At 38.2% G+C, this 18,402-nt stretch carries 16 protein-coding genes; all 16 read left to right on the plus strand.

Translation table 11 applies throughout. The features are described 5' to 3' along the window. Positions 1–93 precede the first annotated feature (93 nt). Entirely contained in the window at positions 94–2,847 is a 2,754-nt protein-coding gene (locus tag GYM71_RS03600; RefSeq protein WP_220220951.1) for a cation-translocating P-type ATPase, read from the plus strand. 81 nt (positions 2,848–2,928) lie between these two features. After that, positions 2,929–3,309, plus strand: coding sequence for a PTS glucitol/sorbitol transporter subunit IIA (locus GYM71_RS03605; protein ID WP_220220952.1), 381 nt, complete (start codon positions 2,929–2,931; stop codon positions 3,307–3,309). Between the two features lie 13 nt (positions 3,310–3,322). After that, entirely contained in the window at positions 3,323–4,525 is a 1,203-nt protein-coding gene (locus tag GYM71_RS03610; protein ID WP_220220953.1) for an AI-2E family transporter, read from the plus strand. Between the two features lie 47 nt (positions 4,526–4,572). Beyond that, positions 4,573–5,130: a tRNA (cytidine(34)-2'-O)-methyltransferase gene (locus GYM71_RS03615; protein WP_220220954.1), complete on the plus strand. Its 558-nt coding sequence runs from the start codon at positions 4,573–4,575 to the stop codon at positions 5,128–5,130. Between the two features lie 2 nt (positions 5,131–5,132). After that, positions 5,133–5,525: a DUF1149 family protein gene (locus GYM71_RS03620; RefSeq protein WP_220220955.1), complete on the plus strand. Its 393-nt coding sequence runs from the start codon at positions 5,133–5,135 to the stop codon at positions 5,523–5,525. Positions 5,526–5,544: 19 nt separating this feature from the next. Continuing rightward, positions 5,545–8,016 (plus strand): FtsK/SpoIIIE family DNA translocase, encoded by a 2,472-nt coding sequence (locus GYM71_RS03625; RefSeq protein WP_220220956.1) that lies wholly within the window; start codon positions 5,545–5,547, stop codon positions 8,014–8,016. Positions 8,017–8,195: 179 nt separating this feature from the next. Next, complete coding sequence (ymfI, locus tag GYM71_RS03630; RefSeq protein WP_220220957.1) at positions 8,196–8,924, plus strand: elongation factor P 5-aminopentanone reductase; 729 nt, start codon at positions 8,196–8,198, stop codon at positions 8,922–8,924. 65 nt (positions 8,925–8,989) lie between these two features. Further along, the gene (locus GYM71_RS03635; RefSeq protein WP_220220958.1) at positions 8,990–10,072 is read left to right on the plus strand and encodes a helix-turn-helix domain-containing protein; all 1,083 of its coding nucleotides are present in this window, start codon (positions 8,990–8,992) and stop codon (positions 10,070–10,072) included. A gap of 31 nt (positions 10,073–10,103) precedes the next feature. Further along, complete coding sequence (pgsA, locus tag GYM71_RS03640) at positions 10,104–10,664, plus strand: CDP-diacylglycerol--glycerol-3-phosphate 3-phosphatidyltransferase (RefSeq protein WP_103752096.1); 561 nt, start codon at positions 10,104–10,106, stop codon at positions 10,662–10,664. Positions 10,665–10,807: 143 nt separating this feature from the next. Further along, on the plus strand, positions 10,808–11,983 hold the full coding sequence (locus tag GYM71_RS03645) for an ABC transporter ATP-binding protein (protein ID WP_103752097.1): 1,176 nt from the start codon (positions 10,808–10,810) through the stop codon (positions 11,981–11,983). A gap of 1 nt (position 11,984) precedes the next feature. Beyond that, positions 11,985–12,608, plus strand: a complete 624-nt coding sequence (locus GYM71_RS03650; protein ID WP_103752098.1) for an ABC transporter permease — start codon at positions 11,985–11,987, stop codon at positions 12,606–12,608. Positions 12,609–12,621: 13 nt separating this feature from the next. Next, on the plus strand, positions 12,622–13,557 hold the full coding sequence (locus GYM71_RS03655; protein WP_103752099.1) for an osmoprotectant ABC transporter substrate-binding protein: 936 nt from the start codon (positions 12,622–12,624) through the stop codon (positions 13,555–13,557). Continuing rightward, a complete protein-coding gene (locus GYM71_RS03660; protein ID WP_103752100.1) occupies positions 13,557–14,216 on the plus strand; it encodes an ABC transporter permease in 660 nt (219 codons plus the stop codon). The genes GYM71_RS03655 and GYM71_RS03660 overlap by 1 nt, the downstream gene beginning before the upstream one ends. 135 nt (positions 14,217–14,351) lie before the next feature. Further along, complete coding sequence (gene recA / locus GYM71_RS03665) at positions 14,352–15,464, plus strand: recombinase RecA (RefSeq protein ID WP_103752101.1); 1,113 nt, start codon at positions 14,352–14,354, stop codon at positions 15,462–15,464. 133 nt (positions 15,465–15,597) lie between these two features. Then, complete coding sequence (rny, locus tag GYM71_RS03670) at positions 15,598–17,229, plus strand: ribonuclease Y (RefSeq protein WP_103752102.1); 1,632 nt, start codon at positions 15,598–15,600, stop codon at positions 17,227–17,229. A 156-nt stretch (positions 17,230–17,385) separates the two neighbouring features. Next, the gene (locus tag GYM71_RS03675) at positions 17,386–18,381 is read left to right on the plus strand and encodes a helix-turn-helix transcriptional regulator (RefSeq protein WP_220220959.1); all 996 of its coding nucleotides are present in this window, start codon (positions 17,386–17,388) and stop codon (positions 18,379–18,381) included. Positions 18,382–18,402: the final 21 nt, after the last annotated feature.

Raw genomic sequence — 18,402 nt, forward strand, 5'->3', positions numbered from 1 at the left:
AAAAAATTTGAATGGTTCGATCACCTTAAAAAGTGGTAAAGTATGGTATCGGATTTAACGATAAAAAAGTTTTTAAAATAAGAGGTACGCTGAATGGACGAAAATAAAATTCGAGAGCTTTATGCTAAGAATGATGTTTCTGAAGTTTTTACTAATTTGCAGTCCTCATCAGACGGATTAAGTTCTGAAGAGGCAGCTCGTCGATTACAAAAATATGGTTCTAATGAGATTAAAAAATCGCAGGAAGAATCAGAATGGAAAGCATTTTTCAAGAATTTTATCAGTATGATGGCTATTCTGCTTTGGATTTCCGGTGCGATAGCAATGCTAAGCGGGACAGTCGAACTAGGAATCGCAATTTGGCTAGTTAACATCATTAACGGATTGTTTAGTTTTTGGCAGGAACGAGCAGCTAAAAGGGCAACGGATGCCTTAAATAATATGTTGCCGACCTATGTACAAGTTATCCGTGATGGTAAAAAAGTTCAGATTGATTCCAAGACATTGGTTCCTGGCGACGTTTTTATTTTACAGGCAGGAAATTCAATTCCGGCAGATGCGCGCTTAATCTCTGCCAGTTCGATGCAGGTTGATCAAAGTGCTTTAAATGGTGAATCAGTTCCGGAATCAAAAACAACGGAATATGCCCCTGGTGAGGGTAGTTACGCTGAAACTAACTTGGTTTATTCGGGTACGACTGTTGGAGCAGGTACCGCACGTGCGGTTGCATTTGCTACAGGAATGAATACTGAATTTGGTAAAATTGCGCAGCTGACCCAAAAGCAAAATAAAGTCGATAGTCCGTTAACGCAGGAGCTTAACCGTCTGACTAAGCAATTATCAATTATTGCTGTTTCAATCGGAATCGTCTTTTTATTAGCAGCAATTTTCTTTGTTAAATATCCTTTCGCAAAAGCCTTTATTTTTGCATTAGGGATGATTGTTGCCTTTATTCCAGAAGGACTTTTACCAACTGTTACCTTAAGCTTGGCCCAAGGAGTTAAGCGGATGGCGAAAAAACATGCGCTGGTTAAGGAACTTAATTCAGTCGAAACTTTGGGTGAAACAACCGTTATCTGTTCTGATAAAACGGGGACATTAACCCAAAATCAAATGACTATTCACTACATTTGGACGCCTAAAAATGAATATGAAGTTACCGGTAACGGTTATGAAAATAATGGACAAATTGAGTTAAACAAAAAGCAGTTATGGTATGAAGAAAATCCTGATTTGCATAAATTAGTTCAAATTGCTTCTCTTGATAATGATACTGCTGTTCAGCCAAGTAAAACTAAGGGTGGAAAGCCCAAAATTTTGGGAACGCCGACTGAAGCTTCTTTGATTATCATGGCTGAAAAGGCTGGCTTTGATCGACAAAAGGTATTAGTTAAATATCCACGTTTACGGGAACTGCCTTTTGATTCAGATAGAAAGCGCATGTCAACGATTCATCGTTGGAATGATACCCAAAATATTATCTTTACTAAGGGTTCATTTAGTGATGTCATCAAGCAATGTGATCAGATTCAAGTTGATGGTCAAGTTCGGGCCATGACTAAAGAAGATCAGGATTTAGCCAAAAAGCGTAATGCTGGATATGCAGCTAAGGGATTACGAAGCATGGCAATGGCTTACCGCATCATTGATCAAACAACTGATGTGAATAAATTGACAATTGAAACAGCAGAAAATCATTTGGTATTTGTTGGATTGACCACAATGAGTGACCCACCTCGACCAGAAATATATAATGCTGTTAAACGTTGTCACGAAGCCGGAATTAAAATCATTATGGTCACTGGTGATTCAAAACTTACTGCCAAAACGGTTGCTGTGCAAATTGGCCTTACTTCTGATGCCGCTCGGGTTATTTCGGGTGCCGAGCTAAATACAATGAGTGAAGACGAGCTTCGTGAAGCCCTGAAAGGTGAAGTAATCTTTGCTCGGGTAGCGCCTGAACAGAAGTATAAGGTTGTTAAAACATTACAGGAAAATGGTGAAATCGTTGCTTCTACAGGTGATGGTGTCAATGATGCGCCTGCCTTAAAGCAAGCCGACATTGGTATTGCCATGGGAATGACTGGGACCGATGTTGCAAAAGATGCAGCTAATATCATTTTGACAGATGATAACTTTGCTTCAATTGTAGCCGCAATTGAGGAAGGGCGTGCCGTTTATAGCAACATCAGGAAATTTTTGACATATATTTTAACGTCAAATGTGCCAGAAGCTTTTCCATCAATCCTCTTCTTGTTATCTGGTGGACTAATTCCGCTGCCGATGACAGTTATGCAGATTTTAACTGTTGACTTAGGAACGGATATGTTGCCTGCTTTAGGATTAGGTGGCGAGCCAGTTGATCCCGACGTAATGAAACAGCCACCAAGAAAGAGAAACGAGCATTTGCTTAATCGAAGCGTAATCGTTAAGGCCTTTTTATGGTATGGCCTAATTTCAAGCATCATTTCAGTTAGTGCCTACTTCTTTGTTAATATGCAAAATGGTTGGCCACAAGTTCCTCTAGTTGGTAGCGGCTCAGTCTACATGCGCGCTACCACGATGGTATTAGGAGCAATTATCTTCTCACAGATTGCTAACGTTTTAAATTGCCGGACAAATAAAGTTTCTATCTTTAAGAAGGGGCTGTTTACTAACCGCAGTATCTGGTATGGAATTATTTTTGAAATTCTTTTATTCCTAGTTCTAACGGTTACCCCAGGCTTGCAACAGCTATTTAATACCACAAGATTATTACCAGTTGACTGGCTATTCTTATTCTGTTTGCCAATACCGCTAGTTTTAATCGATGAAATTAAAAAATGGGCTCTATACCACCGAAAATAATTGGAAATAAAGAAAAACCGCTTATATATTAGTTAAGCGGTTTTTGTTATGCTAAAATTAAATCTTAAGGAGCGTAACAAAATGAAGTGGATATCAACAATTACAAAAGTAGGTCAACAAGCCATTGAGCCTGAAGGCAATATGGTGATTTTATTTGGTGAAAACGTCACTAAAGATTTAGTTGACGTTTCGATTATTCAAAAATTTGATACTAAAACTCCTGTTAGTGGCTTTATTTTAAAAAAAGGCGATACAATTACAATTGATGGGCAAACTTATGTTGCTGATTATGTTGGAGCAATGGTTGAAAGTGACATGAAGGCCTTAGGCCATATAACGTTATTTTTCAATCAATCAAAGCCTAAAAATCCATTAGCAAATGCTGTTTACCTCACGTTTAGTGCAAAACAGACTATGCCAGCATTTAATGTTAACGATGACATTATTTATGAACATATTTAATTAGGATGATTTAATGAATTCTCAAGGAAAGCATAAAAAGCAAACTGTTTTTCAAAAATGGTTTCTAAATAATCGTTTTAGTATCGTTTTAGTCAATATTTTATTATTCTTCCTAATTATTTGGGTGTTTAATAAAATTTCATTTGTTCTGAATCCAGCTAAAGTATTTGTTAGTGCTATTTTGCCACCATTAATCTTGGCACTGATTCAGTATTATATTATGAATCCTCTGGTTGATTTACTGGAGCGAAAATTTAAAGTTCCTCGTGTGGCTACAATTATTGGATTATTCTTGTTAGTTGCTGTTTTGCTTGTTTGGACCGTTAATACGTTATTGCCAATAGTACAGGCACAAATTGATTCATTAATTCGTCACTGGCCACATATTTGGAATGATGCAACAATTGCAGTGCAAAACATGCTAAGCGACCCGCATCTGCACAGTGTGAAAAATAATATTAATGATGCAATTACACGTGGCCAGGACATGATTTTTAAATCTGGACAAAATACGATTGATGCGACACTTGATAACATCTCGTCTGCTATTAGCATCGTCACGGTAATCTTTATGACGCTGTTAACCGCACCGTTTATTTTGTTCTTTATGTTAAAAGATGGCCATAATTTACGGCCATACCTGATGCAATTTGCTCCTAAGAGATGGCAAGATGTTTTTGGTCAGCTGCTTTATGACATCAATTTTGCTTTGTCATCTTATATCCGTGGTCAATTAACTGTTGCCTTTTGGGTAGGAATTATGTTCGGTATTGGTTATAGTATTATCGGACTACCGTATGGGATAGCTCTTGCCGTTTTAAGTGCCTTTTTGAACTTAATACCTTATTTTGGAACTTTTATTGCGTTTATTCCTGCAATTGTAATCGGAATTATGATTTCTGTTCCGATGGTCATTAAGGTTTTAGTGGTCTTTTTCGTCGAGCAAACAATTGAGTCCAGATTAATTAGTCCGTTAGTCATGGGCAATAAAATGGAAATGCATCCCGTAACAACAATTCTTTTACTGATTGGTTCCAGTTCAGTTTGGGGACTGTGGGGCGTAATTTTTGGTATTCCAATTTATGCTATTTTGAAGATAATTACCATTCGCGTGTATAATTACTATCGCAAGGTTTCAAAAGTCTTCGAGGAGGATGAGACCACTTCCTTAACTGAGAAGGATAGTAATAAAAATAATGAAGTGACAAAGAAGTAAAAAAAGTGTGGTCACAAAGCCACACTTTTTCAATTAAGGAGAAAAAATTGACTAATCACGTTGTTTTATATGAGCCTTTGATGCCAGCAAACACGGGCAATATCGCCCGTACTTGTGCAGGCACCAATACTGTTCTTGATTTAATTGAACCATTGGGTTTTCAAATTGATAATAAAAAAATGAAACGTGCTGGACTTGATTATTGGGATAAAGTTGATGTGCGTTTACACGATGACTTGAATGCTTTTTTAGCTAGTTTGGGTCCAAATGATGAAATGTATTTGATTTCTAAGTTCTCTGCTAAAAACTACGCTGAAGTAGATTACACTGATTCAAATAAGGATTATTACTTTGTTTTTGGCAAGGAAACTACCGGATTGCCCGAAACCTTTATGCGCGAATATTATGATCGCAACCTGCGAATTCCTATGTCGGACAACATTCGGTGTTATAATTTGGCAAATTCAGTTGCAATTGTTTTACTTGAAGCATTAAGACAGCAAGGATTTCCACAACTTGAGACAAGTCATCACTATGAAAATGACAAGTTAAAGGATAATTACAATCGCCCTGAAAGATATGAGCGTAACCTAAAAGGAGAATAACAATGGAATTTAATAAAGAAACACCTGTTTTGGTAAAGAACTTTCACTATGATTTAAACGAAGATGCTGAGACTAAGGATGAAGTTAACTTCGGCCTGAAAAAAGTTGAAAAGCAAAATGAAGATGGCACAACTGATGCCGGTGAAGACGGTAACTATTTTGATATTACGGTTGTGTTTGACGTTGCTCCAGCGCCTGGCGATTTTTCGGTTAGTGGCATGATTAGTCAAATAGTTCAGATTAAGGATTATTTTGGCGATGGCAGTGACCTTTCCAAAGCTGACTATAAAATCTTAAGTCGTCCGTTAGTTGAATATATTGAGACTTTGACTTATGAAGTTACGCAAATTACGCTGGATGAACCGGTTAATTTGAACTTCCAAGCCAATTTTTAATTCTTAATTTGGTGCCGTTATGCCTAAGAAGAAGAAAAAAACAACAAAAGCGCGAAAAAAGACGCAAAATGCGGGCATTACCTGGGCGGTAGTCGGTCTTGTTGAAATAATTATCGTTTTCTTAGCGGTAGCTAAATTTGGTATTTTAGGTAAACAGATAGCCAACATTTTCCGCTTGTTTTTTGGTGATTCTTATTTGCTGGCTGCTGGATTATGTGCAATTTTTGGCTTAGTGATGTTAATTTATAATAAGCCAATGCACTTCAAGTTTAAACGCAGCTGTGGCTTATTTTTAGCTATTTTGGGCATTTTATTGATTCAAAGCAGTATTTACTTCGAACGTGAACTAGTGAATAACGCTTTTATGAATGTTTTTTGGCATGAAATGTCAGCCGAATTCGGTCGTGCTGCAATCACCAAGTCCGTGGGCGGCGGGGTGATTGGAGCAATGTGTTATCAGCTTTTTTACCCATTGCTCGGCCATATTGGTTTACGCGTTTTTGCCGTTTTATTTATCCCAATTGGCATTTTGATGTTTTTTGACGTGAAGTTTGTTGATGTAATTAATAAATTTCAAAAGTTTAGCCAGCTTTTTATCAGCAAAAATAAGGAAGCGGGAACTAAACTAAAAGATAAATACAGTTCGCTTCGAGAAAAGCAAGCCGAAAAAAAGCAGGAACAGCTGGCAAAGGATTTTCACGATCCGCTTTCTTCTGAATCACCTGTGTTTCCCAATGTTGATGATTTTACCGTCAAAAATGATACTGAAACGCAGGCAGATAATCAGGAACCGGATGAAGATATTTCCCAAACTGATTTTGCACTTGATGAAGTTACACCGCCTGAACCAGAAGAATCCAAAGAACAAGTTCAAATTTCAAGCCATGATGATGAACAACCCTCATTTGCTAATAAGACAAATTTTGAACCAGATGATAATGCTTTACCAAAATCTCATTCATTTGACGACGAAGATGAAAAAATGAAACAAGAACTCGGTAGCGTCGATCATGGTGACCTTGAGCAGAGCGCTACTTCAAGGCCTAAGGTGGAATATAAAAAGCCACCAATAACTTTGCTTGATCCGGTAAAAAACACTGATCAAAGTGCTGATAAAGCTTCAATTAGAAAAAATACACAAAAATTACAAGCTACTTTTAAAAGCTTCGGTGTGAACGTTATTATTAAACGGGCAATTTTAGGGCCAACAATTACGCGCTACGAAGTTCAACCTGCTGTGGGCGTGAAAGTTAGCAGAATCGTCAATTTAGCGGATGATTTAGCGTTAGCTCTTGCTGCCAAGGACATCAGAATTGAAGCGCCAATTCCAGGTAAACCATTTATTGGAATTGAAGTTCCAAATAGGGCAACTTCAGTGGTGGCATTTAAGGATGTTATGCAAAATCAGGATGCTAAAGCAAAAGCTGACCCAATGGAAGTTCCCCTTGGTAAGGACGTAAGTGGGCAAATCATTTCGGCTAATTTGGCCAAAATGCCCCATCTCCTAATTGCCGGCTCGACGGGTTCCGGTAAGTCAGTTGCCATTAATACCATTTTGACAAGTATCTTAATGAAAGCCACGCCAGATCAAGTTAAACTGATTTTAATTGATCCGAAGATGGTTGAACTGTCAGTTTATAATGGTGTTCCTCATTTGCTTATTCCCGTTGTTACCGACCCTAAGCTAGCTGCTAATGCCTTAAGCAAGGCTGTTAAAGAAATGGAACGACGCTATAAGCTCTTTGCTGCTAGTGGTGCTCGTAATATGGGCGAATTTAACGAAAAAGTCCGTATTAATAACCAGGATAAGACTAAACCCGTAATGAAACCATTACCTTACATACTGGTCGTAGTCGATGAGCTGAGTGATCTGATGATGGTTGGTGGTCATGATGTCGAAGGTGCAATTGTGCGGCTAGGCCAAATGGCGCGTGCGGCTGGTATTCACATGATTTTGGCTACTCAACGGCCTAGTGTTGATGTTATCACCGGTTTAATCAAGGCGAATGTACCTTCAAGAATCTCCTTTGCGGTTTCAAGTGGTGTAGATTCAAGAACTATTTTGGATCAAACTGGAGCAGAGAAACTCTTGGGAAGAGGGGATATGCTTTATATGCCTGTAGGAGCATCAAAGCCTGAACGTATTCAGGGTGCCTATATTGCATCTCATGAAGTGGAAAAAGTCATCTCTTGGGTAAGCAACCAGCAAAAACCTGAGTATGATGAAGGAATGATTCCGCAAAAAAATGAGGAAACTGCTGAAAATAATTCCGATGAGCCAGAGGATGAGTTTTACGAGCAAGCAGTTGACCTGGTAAGACGGCAACAGACGGCCAGTGTTTCGATGTTGCAGCGCCGCTTCCGCATTGGTTATAATCGTGCAGCGAGAATTGTTGATGAAATGGAAGCAAAGGGAGTAGTTGGCCCTTCAGAAGGCTCTAAGCCACGACAGGTGTTATTACCACCGTTAAAGGAGGATGACAAAGGCTAAATTTTTAAGAAAGTTTAGCATGTCTAATTTTTGTTCAGTTTTCCGAAAAAATAATGGTAAAATTAAACCGAATATGGACACAAAGTTGAAAATGTAGCGTTGTTTTAGCAATTATTATATAATTGCAGTACTGTTTTTGCTTGCTGGTTCATAAATAAGTAGTAAAAGGGAATGTTGTGATGCGACGAGCGATTGTATTTGGTGCAACCGGCGGAATCGGTCAGGCGATTTGTACTGAACTAGCACAATCTGGCTGGTCTTTATATCTTCATTGTCACACTAAGTGGCAAGAGGCTTGTCAATTGAGCCAAAAGCTAATGCAGCAATATCCAGAGCAGGATTTTATTCCAATTAGACTAAGTTTTTTAGCTGAAAATAGCGACTTATCAAAGTTCGTTCAAGACTTGTTACCGCTTAATGCCGCTGTATTTGCTCAGGGTATTACGGATTATCATTTTGTAAATGGGCAAGAGATGAATCAAGTTGACGATATGATTAAAGTCAACTTAACAACACCGATTAAACTAGCTGGACTTCTAGAGCCGCTTTTAACTAAAAATGATTTTAGTCGGATTGTTTTTCTGGGTTCAGTCTACGGCAAACAGGCTAGTGCGCTTGAAGCTGTTTATAGTGCAACTAAAGCCGGACTTACGGCTTTTAGCCAAGGATATGCACGAGAGGTGGCTTCAGCTAATTTAACGGTCAATGTTGTTGCCCCCGGTGCGGTTGATACGGCAATGAATGCCATGATTTCGGCGGAAGACATGAGCAAAGTAAAAGAAGAAATTCCTGCTGGGCGCCTCGCTAGGGGAAGCGATGTTTCCTACTGGGTCAACGTTTTGCTTGACAAACGTTCTAGTTATTTAACAGGTCAGACAATTTATGTAAGTGGTGGATGGCTTATATAATGGTAAAAGTAATTAGTAGTATATGTTATACTCAAAGTGTAAATTAGAAATTAAAAGAGGTAACTATGGCAGATATCGGAGACAAATTACGCAGTGCCAGAGAGGCAAAGGGACTTTCAATTGAAGATATTGAAAAAGCAACCAAAATTCAAGGTAGATATCTGACGGCAATTGAACAGGATGAATTTGACAAACTCCCTGGTGATTTTTATGTGCGTGCTTTTATTAGGCAATATGCGCAAGTTGTTGGTTTAGATGGCAAACAACTGCTTAGTGAATATCATAATGAAATTCCGCAGGCGGAACCTGAGGAATACGTTGAGGATTCAATTGATAATAAGAGTGAGGAAGTCCGCAAAACAACTAGTAGCAAAAAGAAACTTTGGAAAGAATATCTTCCCCGAATTATCGTTGGGGTAGGTATTATTGTCGTTATTTTGGTTTGTTACGTTGTTTATGCGCATTTTTCAGCTGGCAATAATCAGAGCAATAATAATTCTGCTAATGACGTATCGGTTTCTTCCGATAATACAAACAAGCCAAAAAAGCAGAAGAAAATTAAGAAGAGCTCTGTCAAAATCAAGGAATTGGCCACGGCGCAATACCGTGTTACTGGCTTAAAGAAGAACCGTAATTTGGTTGTTCGTGCTGGTGAGCAGGCTACTAACGTTTCTATTTCAATCAATGGTATCCACCAATTTTCACAGGTTTTGAACCCTAATCAAAAGCATACTTTGAATTTACCAACTACTGCTCAAACAGTAACGGTTACTTTTGGTAATGGTTCTGGAACATCCATTTCTTTTGGTGGCAAAAAAGTACCGTATGATACGCAAACAACTGGCAATACTTTAACCTTCTATATTGGTAAACAACACCGTGTAAACCAATCTAATACGACTAATAATAGTAATTCGACTACTAATAATTCAACTACTGGTCATTCGGGGACAACTACCAACCAGCAACAGAATCAACATCAAAATAGTGGAACTACAAACAACCAGCATACTGGTCAGACTAATAGTCAAACTGGTGGCCAAGGTGGTCAAACCGGCCAACAGACTGGACAAGCAAATAATAATGAACAGAGCGGTGAAACCACTCACTCTGATAGCTCTTCAAGTAATGGTACTGATGGGAGATAAAGAGCTATTCAATTAGGAGGAAAAGTAAAGAATGAATTTACCCAATAAATTAACGGTTTTTAGAATTATTTTAATTCCGGTATTTATGTTAATTATAATTTTTGGCGGTGATGCCAGTACGCAAGTTGCTGGAACAACTGTCTACTGGAAATTAGTTATTGCTGCGATTGTTTTTGCGGTTGCTTCGGCTACCGACTGGTTTGATGGTCACATTGCCCGTTCACGCAATTTGGTAACTAACTTTGGTAAATTTGCCGACCCGTTAGCAGATAAGATGTTAACGATGACAGCATTTATTATGTTGATTTCCTTGAAATTGGCACCAGCTTGGGTTGTTGCCATTATTGTCTGCCGTGAACTAGCAGTAACCGGATTACGGTTAATCTTAGCTGAAAACAAGGGCCAAGTGATGGCAGCAGAAATGCCAGGAAAGATTAAGACCACGTGTCAAATGTTGTCAATCATCTTTTTATTGATCGGTGACTTCTACCATATTGGTACGATTTTACTTTACCTTGCGCTAATCTTTACCATCTATTCAGGATGGGATTACTTCCACAGTTCATGGGATGTATTTAAAGGGTCAATGTAAGTTTATGAGAATTAACTAAAAAACACCAACTTTGTTGGTGTTTTTTGTTTGCTCTGATATCGCCATTTGACGTTCTCATTTGCCAAGCTCAGTTTAACTTGTTAGGATTAAATTAGAAATAAAATTGAAAAAGGGGGAATTTTATGGTAAAGGAAATACCAATGGTTGAATTTAAAAATGTGACTAAGATTTATCCGAAGTCAAAACAACCAGCAGTTGAAAATATTAATTTCAAAATAGATAAGGGTGAATTTTGCTGTTTAATTGGTACCTCTGGCTCAGGAAAAACCACGTTAATGAGAATGATTAACCGGATGAATAGTATTACTAAGGGCGAGGTTTTAGTTAACGGTAAAAACGTGACAGAATTTAACCCGGTAAGTTTACGCCGGCGAATAGGTTATGTCATTCAAAATAATGGCTTAATGCCACACATGACAATTAGGGAAAATATTGTTTTAGTACCTAAATTATTAAAATGGCCTAAAGAAAAATTAGCTGAGGAAGCTAAACGATTAATCAAGATGGCAGAATTACCGGAATCATTTTTGGATCGCTATCCGGTTGAATTGTCAGGTGGACAGCAACAACGAATTGGTGTTGTTCGGGCATTGGCTGCAAATCAAAATTTAATTTTAATGGATGAACCTTTTGGTGCACTTGATCCGATTACTCGTGAAAGTTTGCAAACACTGGTACAAAATTTACAAGTGCAATTGGGCAAAACGATTGTTTTTGTAACGCATGACATGGACGAAGCTCTCAAATTGGCTACTAAAATTGTCGTTTTGCATGATGGACAACTTATTCAGGTAGGAACACCTGAAGAAATTTTGCACCATCCGGCAAATGACTTTGTTAAGAGCTTAATTGGTGAAGAGCGTCTGTCAGAAGCAAAATATGAAACGGTCAAAGTTAAGAATGTGATGACAGCTCCTGTCAAAATTAATTTAGGTGCATCGCTTACTGATGCGTTGACCATGATGAAAGAACACCGCGTTGATACCTTACTGGTAGTTGATGATGATAATCACTTAAAAGGCTATATTTCAATTACTGACTTGCAGCGTAAGTATCCTGAAGTAAGTACTGTAAGTGATATTATGTTGCCAGTTACTGCTACTGTGGAATCGGATGAATATTTGCGGGATAACTTTAGCCGCATTTTAAGTCGCAATGGGCAATATATTCCAGTGGTTGATTCTGCTAATAAATTAGTTGGAATCGTCACTCGCTCTAGTTTGGTAAACGTTGTTTATGAAAAAATTTGGGGCGACAAGAGTACGTTAAAGACGCAGACTGAAAAGAAGGCGAATTAAAATGTCAGCTTTTATGGCTCAGCACGGTTCTGAATTGTTAGTTAAAACCTGGCAGCAAATTTATATTTCTGCAATTTCGCTTGCACTGGGAATAATTGTCGCAGTTCCTTTAAGCGTCATTTTAATGAAATTTCCGCGAACAGCAAAAGTTGTAATTGCGCTTGCCAGCATGTTGCAAACAATTCCGGCACTAGCATTATTAGCAATGATGATACCCTTCTTTGGTGTGGGCCGAGTGCCAGCAATTGTGGCTTTATTTCTTTATAGTTTAATGCCAATTTTACGTAATACTTATGTCGGCTTGATGGATGTCAATGCGGATACGGTCGATTCAGCTCGTGGGCTTGGCATGACAGAAATGCAATTGATTTTAAAAGTAGATATTCCATTGGCAATGCCAGTGATCATGGCTGGAATCCGTTTATCAGCCATTTATGTGATTGCTTGGGCAACTTTGGCTTCATATATTGGTGCAGGAGGCCTAGGTGATTTTATCTTCAATGGCCTTAGCTTGTATCAGCCCGACCTAATTTTTGGTGGTACTATTCCGGTAATTATCCTAGCTCTGTTAACAGATTATTTACTAGGTAAATTGGAAAAAAAGATCACGCCAAAAGGCATATAGGGAGGCTAACATAATGAAAAATTGCTTTAAAAAATTAACATTATTGATTACTGCTTTTTTGGTTATGCTGGCTACCAGTGGCTGCGGTTTACCAGGATTATCTGACAGTCAAGGAAGTAACGAAAATATTAGAATAACTGCTTTAACAACGACTGAATCGCAAATTGTTGCTAATATTGTGGCGCAACTTATTGAACACGAAACGCCATATAAAACTTCGATTGTAAATAATTTGGGTTCGGCACCTATGCAGCACCAAGCGCTTTACCGCCATGATGCCGACATTCAGGCAGCAGCCTATGATGGTGGTGAACTAACTGCCAATTTGTTATTACCGGCAATCAAAGATTCAAAAAAGGCTAATAATACGGTTCGACGCGAAGTAAAGAAGCGGTGGGATCAAACGTATCTTCATACTTATGGCTTTGCCAATAATTATGCATTCATGGTTAGGGCAAAAGATCAGAAGAAATATCACCTGTACAATATTTCAGATCTAAAAAAGGTGCAAAATAAGTTTTCCTTCGGGGTTGCATCTGAATGGGTTAATGCTCCAGGAGTCGGCTATCCGGCTTTTCAGACAGCTTATGGTATCACTTTTGCCAAAGCCCATCCGATGAACATCGGGTTAGTTTATTCAGCTTTAAAAAACGGCAAAATGGACGTTATCTTAGGTTATTCAACCGATGGCCGAATCGATAGTTATAAGCTGCACCTGTTAAAAGATGATAAACACTTCTTTCCACCGTATAATTGCGGCATGTTGATTAATAACTATGTTTTGCGCGAACACCCGGAATTAAAACCACTTTTAGAGCGGTTAGTAGGTAACATTAGTGTTCATGATATTCGTAAAATGAATTATGACGTTGATGATAAGCTGCTTGAACCGTCCACGGTGGCGCACCAATTCTTAGTAAAGCATGATTACTTTAGAAAGGAGAAATAATGGCTAGATTATCTTTATGGCAGCAATTTATTTATTATTATCAACATAATGGCTTTTATGTGCTTGAACAGTTTAATCGAACTTTCCTAATTTCGATTTATGGCGTGTTATTTGCGGCCATTATTGGAATTCCGTTAGGTATTTTTATTTCACGTAATGCCCATTTAGGTGATTTTGTTGTTGAAATTGCTAACTTTATTCAAACTATTCCTTCGCTGGCATTACTGTCAATTGTGATGATCGGCTTGGGATTAGGCGTGATGACGGTCATTTTTACTGTTACGCTATATTCTTTGTTGCCGATTATTAAAAATACATATACTGGGATGCGCAGCGTTGATAAAAATGTAATTGATTCTGGTAAGGGCATGGGGATGACTAAATGGCAGGTATTGCGCATGGTTAGATTGCCTTTGTCAATGTCAGTTATTATTGCTGGCCTAAAAAATGCGTTAGTTATTGCCATCGGGATTACTTCGATTGGTTCCTTTGTTGGTGCAGGGGGATTAGGTGATATCATAATTCGTGGTACCAATGCTACTAATGGTAGTGCAATTATTTTAGCTGGTGCGTTGCCAACGGCACTAATGGCAATATTGGCAGATATCATTTTAAATTTCTTGCAAAAATGGTTACAACCGAAAGGATTAAAAAAATAAAACAGCTTTTTCGCGTATTTAGTAGTGAAGGAACAAATTTAAACATTTGTTCGCTTATTCCTTGCAAATATACACTAAATCAAAGTATAATTAGTACGTACTAAATTGAGGACTATACTAGAGGAGGAAAAATACTTGGCCAAAGATGAGAAACAGGCTGCATTAGAAAATGCACTGAAGAAAATTGAGAAAAATTTTGGTAAAGGTGCTGTTATGCGCATGGGCGATAAGGCAAATACTAAAATTTCGACCATTCCATCTGGTTCGCTTGCACTTGATGCAGCTCTTGGAGTTGGCGGCTATCCGCGCGGAAGAATTGTTGAAATTTATGGGCCTGAATCTTCAGGTAAAACTACCGTAGCTTTGCATGCTGTAGCAGAAGTGCAAAAGCGCGGGGGAACAGCTGCCTATATTGACGCAGAAAACGCAATGGATCCAGCCTATGCAGAAGCACTTGGAGTTGACGTTGACTCACTTATTTTGTCACAACCAAATACAGGTGAGGAAGGCTTGCAGATTGCTGACACGCTGATTACTAGTGGCGCGATTGACATTTTGATAGTTGACTCAGTTGCTGCTTTAGTGCCCCAAGCTGAAATTGATGGTGAAATGGGCGACAGCCACGTCGGACTTCAAGCACGGTTAATGAGTCAGGCTTTGCGTAAGCTTTCTGGGAATATCAATAAAACCAAAACAATTGCTATTTTTATTAACCAGATTCGTGAAAAAGTTGGGATTATGTTTGGTAATCCAGAAACCACACCTGGTGGACGTGCACTGAAGTTTTATTCGACAATTCGGCTAGAAATTAGACGAGCTGAAAAGATTAAGCAGACTGGTGGAGAGATAACCGGTAATCGTGTCAAGATTAAAGTTGTCAAGAATAAGGTTGCGCCGCCATTTAAGGTTGCTGAAGTTGATATGATGTATGGTAAAGGGATTTCACAAAGTGGTGAACTTCTCGATATGGCAGCTGATAAAGATATCATTGCCAAGGCCGGTTCGTGGTACTCGTATAATGAAGAGCGAATTGGTCAAGGACGTGAAAACGCCAAGAAATATCTTGAAGACCACCCAGATATTTATGATGAAGTCCAACAAAAGGTACGTCAGGCATATGGCATTGATGAAGAATCTGTTGCTGAACGCGAAGATCCTGAAAAAATCAAAGCTAAGAAAACAAAAGAGACTGAGAGTAAAGAAAAGGAAGCTTCTGATAAAAAAGAAGCAGATAGCAAAAGTAACTAAAGTCGAAGAGATTAACCTTGACCTGTAAAATAGGTCAAGGTTTTTTTCTACTTAATTGACATCACCACCACGGTTCATTATTATTAATACTGTGTGAATAATCTTAAAAAAATAAAAAAAGGCGATAGTAATCATGACAAATACAATTTTGATTCCCGTCGCAGTTGCTATTATTTCAATTTTATTGGGAACAGGTATTGGATATGCTATTCGCAAGAATGGCTGGGAAAAAAGAGCGCAAAATGCTCAAAACGATGCCGACCATATATTAACCGAGGCAAAAGCACAAGTAGATGCTGCAAAAGCTGAAGTCAACGCACAAAAGCAAGCAGCAGATGCTTTAAAGCAAAGTGCACAAAACACGAAAAAAGAAAAAATTCTTGAAGCTCAAGAAAAGATTCAAGAATATCGACAAAAAGTTGAGGATGAGTTAAACGTCAAGCGCGATGCGATTGCACGTGATAATAACCGTTTACAGCAAAGAGAAGATACTCTTAATCACAAGAATTCTTTGATGGTAGAAAGGGAGGATGAACTCAAGGAAAAGGAAAAGCAGCTAGCTAAAGAGCAAACTGATCTAGATCAAAAAGTTCAGGAAGCTGATGAACTAGTTGAAAAGAGCCAGCAAAAGCTCTATGAAATTGCTCATTTAGATAAGGAGCAGGGTAAGAAACTGGTGCTGAGTCAATTATCAGATGAATTAGTCAAAGAACGAGCAGAAATGATTAGAAACAGTAATGAAGAAGTTCAAGCTAAAGCTGATCATTATGCACACAAAGTTATTATTGACGCAATTCAAAGCAGTTCTGCCGATACTGTGGCAGAAACAACGGTGTCGGTTGTAGATTTGCCAAATGAAGAAATGAAAGGACGAATTATTGGTCGTGAGGGCCGTAATATTCGCTCCTTTGAGGCACTTACTGGAATCGATTTAATAATTGATGATACACCGAAAGTTGTTACTCTAAGCGGTTTTGATGCAATCAGACGAGAAATTGCCAAACGAGCAATGGAACGTTTGATCAAGGATGGCCGGATTCACCCAGCTCGAATTGAAGAGATGGTTGATAAGGCACGTAAAGAAGTTAATGATGATATTTATGAAGCTGGAGAGAGTGCTTTAATGGAATTAGGAATTCATAAAATGAATCCTGAGCTTGTTAAAATTCTTGGTCGGCTAAAATATCGGACTTCTTACGGTCAAAATGTTCTTGGCCATTCGATTGAAGTTGCAAAACTAGCCGGAACAATGGCGGCTGAACTAGGTTTAAATGAGAAATTAGCGGTTCGCGCGGGATTATTACACGATATTGGAAAAGCCATCGATCATGATATTGAAGGGTCACACGTTGAAATTGGTGTGGAATTGACGAGAAAGTATCATGAACCAGATGTTGTTGTTAACGCAATTGCAGCGCATCACGGGGATGTGCCGAAGTTATCGTTTATTGCTGAATTAGTTGTTGCAGCAGATACGATTTCATCGGCTCGCCCAGGTGCCAGGAGTGAAAGTTTAGAAAATTATATTAGAAGATTGACTGAACTGGAAAAGATTGCTAATAGATATGATGGGGTTAAGCAGGCATATGCCATTCAGGCTGGACGTGAAGTTCGGGTAATGGTTGAACCAGAAAAAATTTCTGATGATCGCATCACGGTATTGGCACGTGATATCCGAAATCAAGTTGAAAAAGAGCTTGATTATCCTGGTAATATTAAAATTACAGTTATTCGAGAAAAACGAGTAGTTGCAGTTGCAAAATAAATAAAGGGTTGAACTTTTATAGTTCAACCTTTTTTGTTTGTTCTAAAATAAAACTAAAAGCATAATTGTTGGCGCGTTTAAGCATAAAATTGCACCAAAAAGCATATTTTTAAAAAATGAAAGGGTATACAATACGAACTAGATAGGAGGACAATGATGGATCAAGCAGTCGCTAAAAATCTAAAAGGCTTTTTGCAAGAACTAGGATATCCGTTTGATTCTATTTCAGCTTTGCTAGATTCTGGAAATATGACGCGTTATTTTAATTCAAAGTGGCTAAAAAGTTCACATTCATTTGCCATATTAGATCAAAAAGCAACTGATGAGCAGCTGTTAGCTTGTAGTGATGTAAGTAATATTTACCAATTTGTTCCTCCTTATTTTGCCGCGCTATCTAGTAAAAACGGGTTGCAGGCAATCGAACGGCTTTCATCATACGAGCAATTAATTGGGCCAATTGAGATTGGTACTTTCAAAGAGGGGGAAAAGCTAAGAGTTCATATAAGCTATTTAGATGATTCGCGGAAAAATTCAAGGTTTAGTCTATTGGTGGATCAAATCTCATTGATTAGTTTGCTTAGGACTGGGACCGGTAAGTTAATTAAGCCATTATCAATTGGCAGTAAATTTAATTATGGTAAGAAAATAACTGAATACTTAGGACTTAGTTCCCAAAGCTGCCATGATAATTACTTGGTTTTTAGTAAAAGCAATCTGTTAAAACCATTTTTAACCCAAAATGATATTATGTGGAACTTTATGGAACCAGGATTAAAAAAATATATCAGTGACTTAAAGGTTGATCCACCATTCAAGGCAATAGTGCAGAATACCTTGTTTAAACTAATTGCTGGCGGGAATTTTCAATTAAAAGATGTTGCTAATGCGTTAGAAATATCACCGCGAACTGTTCAACGATGGTTAAAAAATGAGGGAACAAGTTATAAAGAGCAAGTTAATGAAGTCCAAAAAATTTTGGCACTTAATTTATTACAGGATGCGACACTAAATACAGCTGAAGTCAGTTTTTTAGTCGGTTTTAACAATGTGACTACTTTTTACAAAGCATTTAAAAGGTGGACAGGGAAAACTGTTTTGAAATACCGACACCAAATGATTATTAATAAAAATAGTATTAATGCCGCTAGCTAATTATGCAAAAAGAGGATAGAA

Origin of the sequence: Lactobacillus panisapium, from assembly GCF_019469265.1 — a bacterium.
In the GTDB taxonomy this organism is placed as follows: domain Bacteria; phylum Bacillota; class Bacilli; order Lactobacillales; family Lactobacillaceae; genus Lactobacillus; species Lactobacillus panisapium.

Excerpts from the sequence above, each read along its gene's own strand:
- GYM71_RS03600 (WP_220220951.1), top strand. The coding sequence starts at position 94 with ATGGACGAAAATAAAATTCGAGAGCTTTATGCTAAGAATGATGTTTCT.
- GYM71_RS03605 (WP_220220952.1), top strand. The coding sequence starts at position 2,929 with ATGAAGTGGATATCAACAATTACAAAAGTAGGTCAACAAGCCATTGAG.
- GYM71_RS03610 (WP_220220953.1), top strand. The coding sequence starts at position 3,323 with ATGAATTCTCAAGGAAAGCATAAAAAGCAAACTGTTTTTCAAAAATGG.
- GYM71_RS03620 (WP_220220955.1), top strand. The coding sequence starts at position 5,133 with ATGGAATTTAATAAAGAAACACCTGTTTTGGTAAAGAACTTTCACTAT.
- GYM71_RS03625 (WP_220220956.1), top strand. The coding sequence starts at position 5,545 with ATGCCTAAGAAGAAGAAAAAAACAACAAAAGCGCGAAAAAAGACGCAA.
- ymfI (WP_220220957.1), top strand. The coding sequence starts at position 8,196 with ATGCGACGAGCGATTGTATTTGGTGCAACCGGCGGAATCGGTCAGGCG.
- GYM71_RS03635 (WP_220220958.1), top strand. The coding sequence starts at position 8,990 with ATGGCAGATATCGGAGACAAATTACGCAGTGCCAGAGAGGCAAAGGGA.
- pgsA (WP_103752096.1), top strand. The coding sequence starts at position 10,104 with ATGAATTTACCCAATAAATTAACGGTTTTTAGAATTATTTTAATTCCG.
- GYM71_RS03645 (WP_103752097.1), top strand. The coding sequence starts at position 10,808 with ATGGTAAAGGAAATACCAATGGTTGAATTTAAAAATGTGACTAAGATT.
- GYM71_RS03650 (WP_103752098.1), top strand. The coding sequence starts at position 11,985 with ATGTCAGCTTTTATGGCTCAGCACGGTTCTGAATTGTTAGTTAAAACC.
- GYM71_RS03655 (WP_103752099.1), top strand. The coding sequence starts at position 12,622 with ATGAAAAATTGCTTTAAAAAATTAACATTATTGATTACTGCTTTTTTG.
- GYM71_RS03660 (WP_103752100.1), top strand. The coding sequence starts at position 13,557 with ATGGCTAGATTATCTTTATGGCAGCAATTTATTTATTATTATCAACAT.
- rny (WP_103752102.1), top strand. The coding sequence starts at position 15,598 with ATGACAAATACAATTTTGATTCCCGTCGCAGTTGCTATTATTTCAATT.
- GYM71_RS03675 (WP_220220959.1), top strand. The coding sequence starts at position 17,386 with ATGGATCAAGCAGTCGCTAAAAATCTAAAAGGCTTTTTGCAAGAACTA.